The organism is Rhizobium sp. GW821-FHT14E12 (assembly GCF_058803745.1).
In genome coordinates this window covers 170244-183785 of sequence record NZ_JBXAPH010000005.1, presented here as the reverse complement: position 1 = coordinate 183785, position 13542 = coordinate 170244, and the positions used below count along the sequence as shown (strand labels likewise).

16 protein-coding genes are annotated in these 13542 nt (G+C 61.4%); 8 read left to right on the top strand and 8 right to left on the bottom strand.

The features are described 5' to 3' along the window. Positions 1-207 precede the first annotated feature (207 nt). Positions 208-609 (top strand): DUF2794 domain-containing protein, encoded by a 402-nt coding sequence (locus AC1RO0_RS20230; protein ID WP_498594586.1) that lies wholly within the window; start codon positions 208-210, stop codon positions 607-609. Between the two features lie 107 nt (positions 610-716). Here AC1RO0_RS20230 and AC1RO0_RS20225 read toward each other — a convergent pair whose 3' ends face one another. The 5 genes from AC1RO0_RS20225 to AC1RO0_RS20205 all read right to left on the bottom strand — a co-directional run bounded on the left by AC1RO0_RS20225 (position 717) and on the right by AC1RO0_RS20205 (position 6509). Further along, entirely contained in the window at positions 717-1340 is a 624-nt protein-coding gene (locus AC1RO0_RS20225) for an outer membrane protein (RefSeq protein ID WP_498594585.1), read from the bottom strand. A gap of 300 nt (positions 1341-1640) precedes the next feature. Next, positions 1641-2198 carry a GNAT family N-acetyltransferase gene (locus tag AC1RO0_RS20220; protein WP_498594584.1) on the bottom strand — a complete coding sequence of 186 codons (558 nt, stop codon included), beginning with the start codon at positions 2196-2198 and terminating at the stop codon, positions 1641-1643. Positions 2199-2316: 118 nt separating this feature from the next. Further along, positions 2317-3060 (bottom strand): Bax inhibitor-1/YccA family protein, encoded by a 744-nt coding sequence (locus AC1RO0_RS20215; protein WP_174161905.1) that lies wholly within the window; start codon positions 3058-3060, stop codon positions 2317-2319. A 195-nt stretch (positions 3061-3255) separates the two neighbouring features. Beyond that, positions 3256-5802, bottom strand: coding sequence for an ABC transporter permease (locus tag AC1RO0_RS20210; protein WP_498594583.1), 2547 nt, complete (start codon positions 5800-5802; stop codon positions 3256-3258). Next, the gene (locus tag AC1RO0_RS20205) at positions 5799-6509 is read right to left on the bottom strand and encodes an ABC transporter ATP-binding protein (protein ID WP_498594582.1); all 711 of its coding nucleotides are present in this window, start codon (positions 6507-6509) and stop codon (positions 5799-5801) included. Before AC1RO0_RS20205 ends, AC1RO0_RS20210 begins: the two co-directional genes overlap by 4 nt. A gap of 75 nt (positions 6510-6584) precedes the next feature. Here AC1RO0_RS20205 and AC1RO0_RS20200 point away from each other — a divergent pair, with 75 nt between their 5' ends. Together AC1RO0_RS20200 and thpR are read left to right on the top strand one after the other, a co-directional pair. Beyond that, entirely contained in the window at positions 6585-7235 is a 651-nt protein-coding gene (locus tag AC1RO0_RS20200) for an arylesterase (protein ID WP_498594581.1), read from the top strand. A 68-nt stretch (positions 7236-7303) separates the two neighbouring features. After that, entirely contained in the window at positions 7304-7900 is a 597-nt protein-coding gene (gene thpR, locus AC1RO0_RS20195; protein ID WP_007693727.1) for an RNA 2',3'-cyclic phosphodiesterase, read from the top strand. Here the strand turns inward: thpR and AC1RO0_RS20190 are convergent. Further along, complete coding sequence (locus AC1RO0_RS20190; protein ID WP_498594580.1) at positions 7831-8313, bottom strand: low molecular weight protein-tyrosine-phosphatase; 483 nt, start codon at positions 8311-8313, stop codon at positions 7831-7833. The genes thpR and AC1RO0_RS20190 overlap by 70 nt on opposite strands. Before the next feature lie 36 nt (positions 8314-8349). On the opposite strand from AC1RO0_RS20190, the gene AC1RO0_RS20185 reads away from it, so the two are divergent. The 5 genes from AC1RO0_RS20185 (at position 8350) to AC1RO0_RS20165 (ending at position 11931) form a co-directional block, all read left to right on the top strand. Beyond that, positions 8350-8655 (top strand): 4a-hydroxytetrahydrobiopterin dehydratase, encoded by a 306-nt coding sequence (locus tag AC1RO0_RS20185; RefSeq protein ID WP_498594579.1) that lies wholly within the window; start codon positions 8350-8352, stop codon positions 8653-8655. A gap of 65 nt (positions 8656-8720) precedes the next feature. After that, positions 8721-9110, top strand: a complete 390-nt coding sequence (locus tag AC1RO0_RS20180; RefSeq protein WP_498594578.1) for a YkvA family protein — start codon at positions 8721-8723, stop codon at positions 9108-9110. A 335-nt stretch (positions 9111-9445) separates the two neighbouring features. After that, positions 9446-9997: an invasion associated locus B family protein gene (locus tag AC1RO0_RS20175; protein WP_498594577.1), complete on the top strand. Its 552-nt coding sequence runs from the start codon at positions 9446-9448 to the stop codon at positions 9995-9997. A 264-nt stretch (positions 9998-10261) separates the two neighbouring features. Next, positions 10262-11497, top strand: a complete 1236-nt coding sequence (gene rlmN / locus AC1RO0_RS20170; protein ID WP_498594576.1) for a dual-specificity RNA methyltransferase RlmN — start codon at positions 10262-10264, stop codon at positions 11495-11497. A 5-nt stretch (positions 11498-11502) separates the two neighbouring features. Further along, complete coding sequence (locus tag AC1RO0_RS20165; RefSeq protein WP_498594575.1) at positions 11503-11931, top strand: hypothetical protein; 429 nt, start codon at positions 11503-11505, stop codon at positions 11929-11931. Here the strand turns inward: AC1RO0_RS20165 and AC1RO0_RS20160 are convergent. Then, on the bottom strand, positions 11915-12556 hold the full coding sequence (locus AC1RO0_RS20160; RefSeq protein WP_174015765.1) for a LysE family translocator: 642 nt from the start codon (positions 12554-12556) through the stop codon (positions 11915-11917). The two genes, AC1RO0_RS20165 and AC1RO0_RS20160, sit on opposite strands and share 17 nt — an antisense overlap. 65 nt (positions 12557-12621) lie before the next feature. Further along, the gene (locus tag AC1RO0_RS20155; protein WP_498594574.1) at positions 12622-13476 is read right to left on the bottom strand and encodes an SDR family NAD(P)-dependent oxidoreductase; all 855 of its coding nucleotides are present in this window, start codon (positions 13474-13476) and stop codon (positions 12622-12624) included. Positions 13477-13542: the final 66 nt, after the last annotated feature.

The window sequence follows — 13542 nt, the reverse complement described above, 5'->3', positions numbered from 1 at the left end:
GACGCGCCCCCGGCCGGGCCGTTTGGCGCGGCGGCGCCAAACAACACCCAATAGGTCCGGAAAATGGGGCGTCGTTTTGACTGAAATGCGGCGGCGCGGAGATGCTTTCCTCCGGCGTAAAAATTCGTGAGCAGCCGCCGGTCTTGCAATTTGGTGCGGCTGAGGCAAACTGTCATCCTCTTGTCATGACCAGCCCCTGGGGGATTGATGACTGATCAGCCGGATTTGCGACACGGTGAAAGCCGTTCCGCCGACACCAATTCTTCCGTCGTCGTTGATCTCAGAGAATACAAGCAAAGCCGGGATCCGCTGCCCGTAACCTTCCATCGCCGGGAGCTGGATGCGATCCTGTGGATCTACGGCCGCATGGTCGGCGAGGGTGAATGGCGCGACTATGCCATCGACCATCTCGGAGACAAGGCGGTCTTTTCCGTCTTCAAGCGCTCCGGCGAACTACCGCTCTTCCGTATCGAGAAAAACCCGAAGCTCGCCGCCAAGCAGGGCGCCTTCAGCGTGGTCAACACCAACGGCATGATCCTGAAGCGCGGCCATGAGCTGAGCCAGGTGCTGAAGGTTTTCGACAAGCAGCTGAAGCTGGTGGAGAAGTGACCGCGATTATCTCCGGCAATCGACCCCGGCTGTGATCAGCAGCTCGGGGACAAACGAAAAGCCCCGCCGATGAGCGGGGCTTTGTGTAGCGACAGATAGCGCCGAAATCAGAACTTCAAGCCCACACCCAGGTTTATCGACTGCTCGGTGAGGTCGCTCTTCACGCCCTGCAATTCCTTGCTGCCGAAATCGCTGTAGCGGTATTCCGCGCGGGCGAAGATGTTGTTGGTGAAGGCATAGTCGACGCCGGTGCCGGCCGTCCAGCCGCTGAAGATGACCTTGCCGTCGCCGGAACCGGGAACATCGGCGAAGCCGCGCGCGGCGGTCCATCCGGCCGCGCCGTAGATCAGCAGGTTGTCGAAAGCGTAACCGACCCGTCCGCGAACTGCGCCCGACCAATCGGTGCCAACGCTGGATGCATTGGCGACGGCCTTGTTGTTCCAGTTGTAGTCGATATTGCCGTCGATGCCGACGACGACCTTGTCGAACTGATAGTTGTATCCGAAGAAATTGCCAAAAAGGCCGCCCTTGAAGTCTTCGGACTGGTCGCCACTGCCGAACTTGAAGCTGCCCTTGGTGATTGCGCCGCCGCCGTGGACACCGAGATAGGGACCGGACCAGGTGAAGACTGAAGCCGGAGCGGAAGCGGCAACGGGCTCCTCAGTCAGATCAGCGGCAACCGCGGAGGTCGAGGCCAGCGCGAGCAGGGCGGGAATGAGCAGATATTTCATATATATTTCCTTCTATAAATCATATGTGCCAATGCGATGCCCGCAGGTTGCGGCGTGCGATCCTGCCTCAACGCGAGGGAAAACGAATCTCTGAACAGGTCGGGGAATCGGCGGTTGCGGAGCGTTATCGCCGTCAAAATAGCGAATCGAATGTTGCCGTGGCTGCTTTAATGTTGAGAAATGTTGCGGGATCGTATCCGACTCGTCTCCGGACACCGGGATCGTCTGGAGCTTTCGCACCAGCCCATTGTTATCCGGCCGGCCCGGCGCCTTTTCTCCAGGGGAAAAGGAGAGGCAGCCTTACTCGCTGAACAGCGTCCCGGGATAGGTCGAGGGATCGGGGTCGGTTTCCGTGCCTTCGCCGAGCGCTTTCTGCATCAGCATCGTGTCCAGCCAGCGGCCGTGCTTGTAGCCCGTGCCTTTGAGCAGGCCCGTCTCCGTGAAACCGGCGGCGCGGTGAAGGGCGATGGAGGCGGGTGCGGCACCGCCGATGACGGCGATCATCTGCCGGAAGCCGAGAGCTTCGCACTCCTCCACCAGCTTCGCCAGCAGCAGCTTTCCGAGGCCGCGACCGCGTGCTTCCGGAGCCAGATAGATCGAATCCTCCACCATCCAGCGATAGGCCGGTCGTGTGCGGAAGGCGGACGCATAGGCGTAGCCGAGAACTTTTCCGCTCTCATCCTCGGCGACGATGTAGGGGTAGCTCTTGCCCCTGATCGCCTGAAAACGGCTCGTCATCTCCGCCTCGTTCGGCGGGACGAGCTCATAGCTTGCCGTGCCGTTGAGAACGGCGTCGCGATAGATGGCGGTAATCTCGGGGAGGTCGTTTGGGGCGGCCTGGCGAAGGCGGGAGAACATCTGGGTTTATTGCCTGATCTGCGGTTTGAAGACCCGATATAAAATCGCGCGCGCAGGTTAGGCAAACAGAAAAGGCGGCCGAGGCCGCCTTTTCGAACTTTCATTCAGCTCGCTGCAATTATTTGCGGTTGCCCATGAACTGCAGCAGGAACATGAAGAGGTTGATGAAGTCGAGGTAGAGCGACAGGGCGCCCATGATGGCCTTGCGGCCAGCGACCGTTACGTCGTCGGCTTCGTAGTACATTTCCTTGATCCGCTGCGTATCGTAGGCGGTCAGGCCTGCGAAGATCAGCACGCCGATCACCGAGATGGCGAACTGCATGGCGGACGAAGCCAGGAAGATGTTGACCAGCGACGCGATGATCAGGCCGAAGAGGCCCATCATCAGGAACGAACCCATCGCCGACAGGTCACGCTTGGTCGTGTAGCCGTAGAGCGACAGCGCGCCGAAGGAGGCGGCGGTCACGAAGAAGGTCTGCACGACGCTCTGGCCGGTGTAGATGATGAAGATCGACGACAGCGACAGGCCCACCAGCGCGGCGTAGACCCAGAAGGTCGTCGTCGCGGCGGCCACGCTCATGCGGTTAACCCGAGCCATCAGGAAGAACACCATCGCCAGTGGAGCGAAGATCACCACCCACTTCAGCGGGCTCTGGTAGATCGCCTGGCCGAAGGCCGTGATCTGGCCGTCGGAGAAGGAGAGCGAGAATGCGAAATAGGCGGCCAGACCCGTGATCGCCAGACCCAGCGCCATCAGGTTGTAGACCTTGAGCATGTAGGCTCGAAGGCCCTCATCTATCATCGCACCGGTCTGCGCGCCTGCTTGCGGCGTCCGGTTTTGGTAATTGCGAAAGTCAGCCATGTTTTCCTCTTTTAAGCTCCGATATGATTACGGTGTCGGGCGATTTCGTCCCAGGCGCCGCTGCGGAGCTCCAGCATGCCTACGCAGAATATGAGGCTTTCAAGGCCTTTACACAAGGCCCATGCGGCTGGGGCGAAGTTAAATCGATGTAATATCGGGCCGTTTCGCGGTGAAGAGCCACGGCCCGATCGGGGTTCATAATTCGCGCAGAACGGGCGCCGCCTTCTGGCCGAGCACGCGCCAGGTGCCAATAAGACCGATGCCGACCGTCAGCAGCAGCGCGATGACAAGCGTCGAAAAGGCGACGTCGGGAAGGAAGGTCGACGGTAGCTTCATGATGCGGCTGACGACATACCAGGCCGCCGTCGAGCCGGCGAGGAGTGCGAAGACGGCGGTGGCGGCCCCGAGGATCAGATATTCGTAGCTGAAGGCGCGGATTAGCATGGCCCGCGTGGCGCCAAGCGTCTTCAGCACCACCGCATCATGCGTGCGGGCGCGGTTGCCCGCCGCCAGAGCGCCGGCAAGCACCAGCACGGAGGCGATGAGCGCGACGGAGGCCGCGGCGCGGATCGCGGTGGCAAGCTGACCGACCAGCGTGTTGACGATATCGAGCGCGTCCTTGACGCGGATGCTGGTGATCGTCGGGTAGGTGTTGGTAACGTTCTTCAGGATCGCGGCTTCCTGCGCCGAGGTGGCGGAAGGGTCGGTCAGGGTCGCCAGCCAGGCATGCGGCGCGCCCTTGAAGGTGTTGGGCGAGAAGATCATCACGAAATTGATCGACAGCGACTGCCATTGGACCTTGCGGAAGCTGGCAACCTTGGCCGTCACATTGCGGCCGAGTACGTTGACGGTGAGTTTGTCGCCGAGCTTCAGGCCAAGCGCCTTGCTTTCCTCGTCCGAGAAGGAGACCAGCGGTTCGCCGCTATAGTCCTTGCCCCACCATTCCCCTTCCGTGAGGGCGGCGTTCTCCGGCATGGTTTCGGCATAGGTGATGCCGCGATCGCCGCGCAGCACCCATTGGCCGGCCGGCGGCACCTTTATCTTGCTGACGTCTTCGCCGTTGAAGGCGACGATGCGGCCGCGCAGCATCGGCGCTTCGACGAGCTTGCCCTCCGGCGCCTGGGCCTGCACGACCTTGCGGAAGCCGTCGAGTTCCGAGCTTTGGATATCGACGAAGAAGAAATTCGGCGCCTGTTCGCTCATGCGTCCGGTCAGCTGCTGGCGCATGTTGCCGTCGATCAGCGTCAGCGTCACCAGAAGCGCCAGGCCAAGGCCGAGCGACAGCACGACGGAGGCGGTCAGCGCGCCCGGCCGATGGATGTTGCCGATCGCCAGCCGCAGGGCCGGTGAGTGTACGCGCGGGCTGCGGCGGGCAAGCCAGGAAAGTAGCGCGGCGACGGCACGAAGCACGACGAAGGCACCCGCGATCGAGACGATGAAGACGACGGCGATGCGGCGGTCATAGGCGGTGTAGATCGCAAGGGCTGCAAGGATCGCCATCAGCAGGCCGGCGGTCAGCAGATAGGGCCAGCCGGGCAGACGGCGCGCTTCGAAGCCCTGTTCTCGGAAGAGCGCGGTTGCCGGCACTTCGCGGGCATGACCGAGCGGCGGAATGGCGAAGGCGAGCGTCGTCAGCAGGCCGAAAAGGGCAGCCAGCGCCAGCGGGCCGGGATAAAGTTGCGGCGCGGTGGAGATCGGCAGGAATTCGGCCATGAATTGCGAGGCCAGCATCGGTGCGATGGCGCCGAATACGAGGCCGATGACGACGCCGGCAAGCGCGATCAGGGCGATCTGGATTAGGTAGATCATCACCACGACGAAGGCCGGCGCACCGAGGCATTTGAAGGTGGCGATGGTGGTGCGCTTGGCGTCGAGGAAGGCGCGCACGGCATTGGCAACGCCGACACCGCCGACGATCAGGGCGGTGAGGCCGACCAGGGTCAGGAATTGCGAGAAACGGGTGATGTTGTCGGCAAGCGCCGGGGCTGCCCGATTGCTGGTCTGGACCGACCAGCCGGCCTGCGGAAAGGCGGCATTGGCGCGGGTGGTGATATCGCGCAGGCCACTGGCGGGATCGCCCATACGGATCTTGTAGACCTGTTCGACCAGGCTGCCGGTGGTGATCAGCCCGGACGCTTGCAAGGCGTCGCGGCTGGTGAGCAGTCGCGGGGCGAAACCAAAACCTTCGGAGACCGAATCCGGCTCGGTCTTCACCGTGCCGGTGACCCGAAGCTTCGTATTGCCGAGCAGCAATTCGCTGCCGATTTTCAGGTTCAGTCGTTCCAGAAGCAGGGGCGCGAGGACGGCGCCATAGGTCCCATCCCTGGCGGCAAGCAGCGTCGATAGCGGCTGGTCCGGATCGGCTTCGAAGGTGCCGTAGAGCGGGTAGGCGCCATCGACCGCCTTGACCTGAACCAATGCCTGGTCGGAGCCGTCGGGCAGGCGGGCCATGGAGCGCAGGCCAGTGGATCGCGAGATCTGGCCGAGGCTTTCGAGATAGGCCAGTTCGTCTGGCTTTGCCTCGCGATTGTTGAGCTCGAAGCGGACGTCGGCGGCCAGCAGCGACTGGCCCTGGGTCGAAATCGCGTCGGTGATCGACTGCGAGACCGAGTTGACGGCGGCAATCGCGCCCGTGCCGAGCGCGATGCAGGCCAGGAAGATGTAGAAACCGCCGAGACCGCCGCGCAATTCGCGCAGCGCCAGGCGGAAGGCAAGCGTGAAGCGTGCGCCTGCCACCGTCATGCTATCGCTGCCTGGCTGGTCCGCGCATGGGCGCTGTCGCCCTCGATCTCGCCCGAGCGGACACGGATCTGGCGGGAGCAGCGAGCGGCGAGCGCCGGGTCATGGGTGACGAGCAGCATGGTCGTGCCGCGCTCAGCCTGCTGTGCGAACAGCAAGTCTGCAATCTGCCGGCCGGTGTCGGTGTCGAGGTTGCCGGTCGGCTCGTCGGCGATCAGAAGGGCCGGTGAGGGGGCGAGCGCGCGGGCGATCGCCACGCGCTGCTGTTCGCCGCCCGAAAGCTGGCCGGGATAATGGCTCAGCCGCTCGCCGAGGCCGACGGCCTCCAGCTCTTTCCGGGCGATGTCGAAGGCGTCGCGGACATTGGCGAGTTCCAGCGGCACGGCGACGTTTTCCAGCGCCGTCATGTTGGCAATAAGATGGAAGGACTGGAAGACGATGCCAATATTGCGGCCGCGGAAATCGGCGACGCGATCCTCGCTCAAGGCATGCAGGGGCGTGTCGCGGATCAGCAGTTCGCCGCTATCGAGCTTTTCAAGGCCGGCCAGCACCATCAGCAGCGTCGACTTGCCGGAGCCGGAGGGGCCGACGATGCCGACCGCTTCGCCTTCCGCAACGGTAAGGTCGATGCCTTTCAGCACATGGACGGAGGCGGCGGCATTGCCGAGCGTCAAATCCGCCTTCTTCAGCTCGATGATGGTTTTTGCCAATGCGGGACGCCCTATATACATCTGAGATCATGGCGGGCACGATTTGGCCCGCGCAGCGAATTTAGGGAATGGATCATGAGTTTTAAAGCTGCCGCGTTTCACTTCGCTGTCATTGCTTGCGGTCTTCTGTTTGGCGCAGCGGGTGCGGCCGAGGCGCGGACCATCCAATTGGTCGGTTTCGGCGATAGCCTGATGGCCGGCTACCAGTTGCCGCCGGGCGACGGATTTCCGGCCAAGCTGGAGGCGGCGCTGAAGGCAAAGGGGCTGGATGTGGCAATCGCCGATGCCGGCGTGTCCGGCGACACGACGTCGGGCGGGTTGTCGCGCATCGACTGGTCGGTGCCGGACGGGACCGACGGGGTGATCCTCGAACTCGGCGCCAATGACGCCTTGCGTGGCATTCCGCCGGAAGAGACGGAGAAGAACCTGGATACGATCATTGCCAGGCTGAAGCAGCGCAACATTCCCGTGCTGCTTGCCGGCATGCTGGCGCCGCCGAATATGGGGCCGGATTATGCGGCCAAATTCAATCCGATCTATCAGCGGCTCGCCGACAAATATCAGCTGACGCTCTATCCGTTCTTTCTCGATGGGGTTGCGACGCATGCAGATCTGCAACTGAGTGACGGCATGCATCCGAACCCGCAGGGGGTCGATGTGATGGTGCAGGGCTTCCAGCCGGTAGTTAGTAGTTTCATAGGGACGATTGCCGCAGCTGCGAAATAGATGCTTGCACCGGCTGCAATTGCGTGATTCCCTGCTTATACCTGCAAGAGATTCGGGGAGTGCTCGTAATGCCGAGACTTTTTACCGCCCTCGAAATTCCGCGCAACGCGGCCATGAGCCTTTCGTTGTTGCGCGGCGGTCTTCCCGGTGCCAGGTGGATCGACGTTGAAAATTATCACATCACCCTTCGTTTCATCGGCGATGTCGATGGACGCACGGCGGATGAGATCGTCGACCGTCTGGACCGGATCGACCGGCCGGAATTCCAGCTGCGGCTGGAAGGTATCGGCTCCTTCGGTTCCAAGAAACCACATTCGGTCTGGGCTGGCGTCACGCAGACGCCTGACATGTACGCCCTCCAAGGCGAGATCGAGCGCATCTGCCAGCGCATCGGCCTGCCGCCGGATCCGCGTAAATTCACGCCGCATGTGACGCTCGCCCGGCTCAAGTCCTCGCGCGTCGACGATGTGGTGCACTATCTCTCCGGACGCGGTGACTTCCACACCTCGCCGTTTACGGTGGGCCGCTTCGTGCTGTTGTCATCGCGCGAATCGGTCGGCGGCGGTCCTTACCTCACCGAAGAGGTCTTCCCGCTTCATGAGGCCCGCAGCGCCTTCCCCAGTGTGGGAAGCAGCGCGCTGCAGCCCGCCAAGAGCATGGTGTAGACCGCCTCGAAACCTTCGTGGCCGCCATAGTAAGGGTCGGGAATATCCTTATTGCTGCCCAGCGTGAGGGCGTTGAAGAGATGTAGCCTGCCGAGCGCATCGGCAGGCGCGATTTTCCGCAAATTCTTCAAATTGTCTTGATCCATTGCCAGGATCAGGTCGAACCGGTCGAAGTCCTTGGCTTCGATGCGGCGTGCGCGCTGGCCGGAAATGTCGACGCCGTGACCGGCGGCCGCGGCCACCGAGCGGCGGTCCGGCCTTTCTCCCTGATGCCAGCCGCCGGTGCCGGCCGAATCGACCTCGAATGCGGAGCCGCGACCGGCCTCAGTCGCCAGATGCCGGAAAATACCTTCGGCAAGCGGTGAGCGGCAGATGTTGCCGGCGCAAACGAACAGAATCCTGAAGCGGTCCATGATATCCTTCAACCGATCGAGAGGAGTGACCTTGTCATGAAATACGAAAAGCTGGAACCGGCCGCAATCGATGAAACCGTGACTGGCCTTGTTGGCTGGACATTGGCGGCGGACCGTCTGTCGATTTCGAAGAGCTATAAATTCCGCAATTTCGTCGAGGCTTTCGGTTTCATGACCGAGGCGGCCCTGACGGCGGAAAAACTCAACCATCATCCGGAATGGTTCAATGTCTATTCGCGTGTCGACGTGAAACTGACGACCCATGACGCCAATGGCCTGACCGACTACGACGTCAAGCTCGCAAAAGCGATGGAAAAGGCGGCGGCGCGGCGGACCGATTGAATCGCGGGGAGTGATCACCATATGTTTATGCGCCCTGGAACAAGGGCTTCGATGGAGTGCGTGGAATGGATGACATCAAGTATGGGGAGATCCTGATGCCTGGTGACGAAGAGACCCAAAAACGTCAGGAGAAGTCGGTGCGTAGCAAGTTCTGGCCGACCTTGCGCAAGGCGGCGCGGTATATTCCGTTTTCCCGCGATGTCGTTGCGGCTTTCTACTGCGCCCTCGATTCGCAGACGCCGACACGCGTTCGCGGCATATTGCTCGCCGCGCTCGGCTATTTCGTCATGCCGATCGATATCATCCCGGATTTCTTCGCGGTTATCGGCTTTTCGGACGATGCCGCGGTTCTGGCGCTCGCCTTCAGCATGATCAAGGGCCATATCCGCCAGGAACATTATGACGCCGCTGACCGGGCCTTGGCCAATGAGCCAGAGGCCGCAAAGACGGCATGAGTGCGGCCGCGCGGCTAGCGGCGGAAATCCTGCCGGGTTTCCAGACCTTTATCAGGTGCTCCTGATTTTAGAGAGGTCAAATTCTTGCCTGAATCTTTCTGTCATAACTCGATCCCGTAGGGTGGTGTTCCGCCATCCGGGTTTTCCAATTCTTCCTGATGCGTTTCAGGCCTGGCGCGGCGCTTGAATTGAAATGGCACAGACGGGAGCACTTAATGCTCCGTTGACGGTTTGGTAACCTGAATAAAGTCAAAATAGGGCAGCTCATGAGCATAGGCAGGCGTGCGTACTCAAATCGCCTCGAGCTCTGGACCGCAAGAAATCGGCAGGAAACCATGTTTGTAAAAAGCTTCGCAATCGCCCTCTCGCTCGTTCTGGCCGGCACTGGCATTGCCGCCGCGCAGACCAAGAAGCAGGCGCCCGCACAGGCGCAGGCAGCAGCACCGGCGGCTCCGACGCGCATCCAGCAATTCGATGCCTGGGGCGCTTATTCCTACCAGTCCGGCGCCGGCAAGGTCTGCTATGTTCTCTCCGTGCCGACGACCAAGATGCCGGCTAGCGGCATCGATCATGGTGACAACTTCTTCATCGTTTCCCAGCGCCCGGGCCAGAACATCTCCTATGAGCCGCAGGCGATGATGGGCTATCCGCTCAAGGACAATTCCAAGGTCGACGTCATCATCGACAATAAGACCTTCGTGATGTTTACCAAGGACAAGGCTGCCTGGGTCGAGAATGCCGCGCAGGAACCGGCTCTGGTCGCAGCACTCAAGTCCGGCCATTCGCTGAAGGTCACCGCGACCTCGAAGAGGGGCACCGGCACCACCTATACCTACTCGCTGAAGGGCGTCACCGCGGCGCTGAAGCAGATCGAAAACTGCAAATAAGATCAATAATGCCACGATCACGCCAAAGTGATTGCGGGTTCTATCGAAACCGAAATGTTAAGGCCGGCCCGGGTGGCTGGCCTTTTGCTTTTTCAAGAGGGATGACGCGGACTGAAATTAATGCTAAAGGCCGCCCCAACAAGCGGTGTGTTTTGCAAGTTTCTTGCCCGCACCTAGATGAACCTTCTGATTTCAGTGCCTTGCCCGCGCCCGCAGCTTTCCAGCTTTTGGGGGCATCGCCGATATGAACCATTGGAATATCCTATGTCCGCCATCGATGTCATGACCCCATCCAAGCTCAAGCCGATGCCCGTGTCGCAGCCGGTCGAGCTTTCGCCGAAACCGTCGCTGATCGGCCTGACGCGCGAGGAAATGGGGGCGGCTCTCAAGGAGAAGGGTGTCGCCGACAAGCAGGTCAAGATGCGTGTCAGCCAGCTCTGGAACTGGATCTATGTGCGCGGCGTCTCCGACTTCGACGCCATGGCGAATGTCTCCAAGGACATGCGCGAAATGCTGAAGACGCATTTCACCATCGCCCGGCCGGAGATCGTCGAGGAGCAGGTCTCCAACGACGGCACCCGCAAGTGGCTGCTGCGCTTTCCGCCGCGCGGCGCCGGTCGTCCGGTCGAGGTCGAAACCGTCTATATTCCGGAAGAGGGACGTGGGACGCTCTGCGTTTCCAGCCAGGTTGGCTGTACGCTCACCTGTTCCTTCTGTCACACCGGCACGCAGCGCCTGGTGCGCAACCTGACGGCGGAAGAGATCCTGTCGCAGCTGCTTCTCGCGCGCGACCGGCTCGGCGATTTTCCGGACCGTGAAGCGCCGCAGGGCACGATCATGCCGGCTGAGGGACGCAAGGTCAGCAACATGGTCATGATGGGCATGGGCGAACCGCTCTACAATTTCGAGAGCGTCAAGACGGCGCTGCTGATCGCCTCCGATGGCGACGGCCTGTCGCTGTCGAAGCGACGCATCACGCTGTCCACCTCTGGCGTCGTGCCGGAAATCTACCGCACCGGCGACGAGATCGGCGTCATGCTGGCAATCTCGCTGCATGCGGTGCGCGACGATCTGCGCGACATGCTGGTGCCGATCAACAAGAAATATCCGCTGAAGGAATTGATGGATGCTTGCCGCGCCTATCCCGGCCTTTCGAACGCACGGCGGATCACCTTCGAATATGTGATGCTGAAGGGCGTCAACGACAGTCTCGAAGATGCCAAAGGGCTGATCCAGCTTTTGAAGGGCATCCCGTCGAAGATCAACCTGATCCCCTTCAATCCCTGGCCGGGCACGAACTACCAGTGTTCGGATTGGGAGCAGATCGAGAAATTCGCCGATTTCATCAATGCGGCCGGCTACGCCTCGCCAATCCGCACGCCGCGCGGCCGCGATATTCTCGCCGCCTGCGGCCAGTTGAAGTCGGATTCGGAACGCATGCGCAAGACCGAGCGGCTGGCTTTCGAGGCTATGATGATCGCCAATCACGGCGAGGATTGAGATTGATGCTTCTGGGTCTGCGCAGGCCGATACGGCTCCTCTGGGGCTATCTCGGTGCCTGCGTCATGATGGGCTTCGTGCTCGCTTGCGTCGCCACCTGGACGATGCCGGGGACGGGCGCCCCGGAGTTGATCGCGCTCACCGTCGCCTTGACCAAGCTTGCGATGATCGTCAGCATCCTGCCGTCGATGGCCGTCATTCCGCTTTTCGAATGGCGTAGTATGCGCCGCTGGTGCGGCTATGCGATCTATGGTGCCTTGCTGTCGGCGATGGCATCCGTCCTGATTTCGGGCAGCGTGGAGCGGTCGCAGCCCGTCAACCTCGTCACCATCACCATTGTTGTCTGCTTTGGCTTTCTCGGCGCTGCCAGCGCCACCGTCTATTGGTGGATCGCCGGCCGCTTTGCCGGGCGGGCGCTCAACGCGCCTGCGTGAGGAAAATCTTCGCCGCGAAGATCGAAAAGACGCCGGCGAAAGTATAGTCGAGGCCGCGCAGGACGCCGCGGTTGTTCTGCAGCCAGGACGACAGCTTGTCGGCGGCGAGAACGACGATGATGTTCACCGGTACGCCGACGATGATGAAGAAGAATCCCAGGAACAGCAGCTTGTGCGTGACGGCCGGGTCGCCCGCCGTGACGAATTGCGGCAGGAAGGTCATGAAGAAGATGATGACCTTGGGGTTGAGCAGATTGACCCAGAAGCCGTTGGCGATGTTGGAGAGCGGCGTTTTTCTGGCTGCATCGACCTGCATGACCGACAGGCTGGAACCGAAGCGGATCGCCTGGATCGCCAGCCACAGCAGATAGGCGGCACCGCCGGTTTTGAGCATGGTGAAGGCAATCGGCGAGGCTGTAATCAGCGCGGAGATGCCAAAGGCCACCAGGCATGTGTGGACGACGACGCCGAGGGTGGTGCCGAGGACGACGAAGAGCGCTGCTCTTTTGCCCTGTGCCAAGGCGCGGCTGATCGAGAGCGTCATGTCAGGCCCTGGAGTCATCGCGAGAAGCAGGGTTGCCGCGGTAAAGGCGAGAAGGGTCGACAGGCTGGGTAGGAAATCCATTGGGGCAGCTCCGAAAGCCGGATAGGGGATCAGCGTTTTCTATCCGGCTTTCGGCGATTTGCAAATCAATCCTTCTTTTCCAGGAATGACTTGAACTTATCGGCATAATCCGGATGCCAGCGCGACAGCGGAGGGCGGTTTTCGACGATATCGCCGGCAGCCCAAAGCATGCGGCGCTCGTCGATCGGCCGCGCCACGTCGTTATCCGGGCAAAGGATGTAGAAGTCGCCGCGCTTGAGGCTCTCCACCATGAAATCGACCGTCTGTTCCGCCGTCCAGGCGGCAGCTGGCTTTTCACGGCGATCGCCCTGGGTGAGGCCGGTGAAGACGAAGCCGGGGATCAACAGATGCGCGGAGATCTTCGCGCCTTCGGTGTTGCGCAGCTCATGCTGCAGCGCCTCGGTGAAGACCTTCACGCCGGCCTTGGAAATGTTGTAGGCGGGGTTTCCGGGTGGCGTGGTGATGCCCTGCTTCGAGCCGGTGTTGATGATCAGGCCCGGCTCGCCATGGGCCAGCATGGCCGGTCCGAAGGCGCGTGTGCCGTTGATGACGGCGAGGAGATTGACACCGAAGATCGCATCCCAGCCGGCCTGCGGGCTGAAGATCGAGGTTTCCGGCCCGATGCCGGCATTGTTCATCAGCACATGCACCCGGCCGAAGCGTTGCAGGACAGCGCGTTCGAGGGCTTCGAGTGCCTCTTTCTGGGCAACGTCCGTTTCGACCGCCATCACATGTTCTTCGCCGGCGATCGCTTCGAGTTCGGCGCGCGCATCGGCCAGCCGTTCGCCGCCAAGATCGGCAATGGCGACGCTCATGCCGAGCCCGGCGAAATATTTCGCCGCGGCAAGGCCGATACCGGAGGCACCGCCGGTGATGACGGCAACATTGGGTTTCTTGAAAATGGCTTGAATATCGGTCACGAGCAGGGTCCTCCCTGGGCATTGTTCGGTCGCCGCCGAATATGGTACTTTCGGCAACCAAGTCAA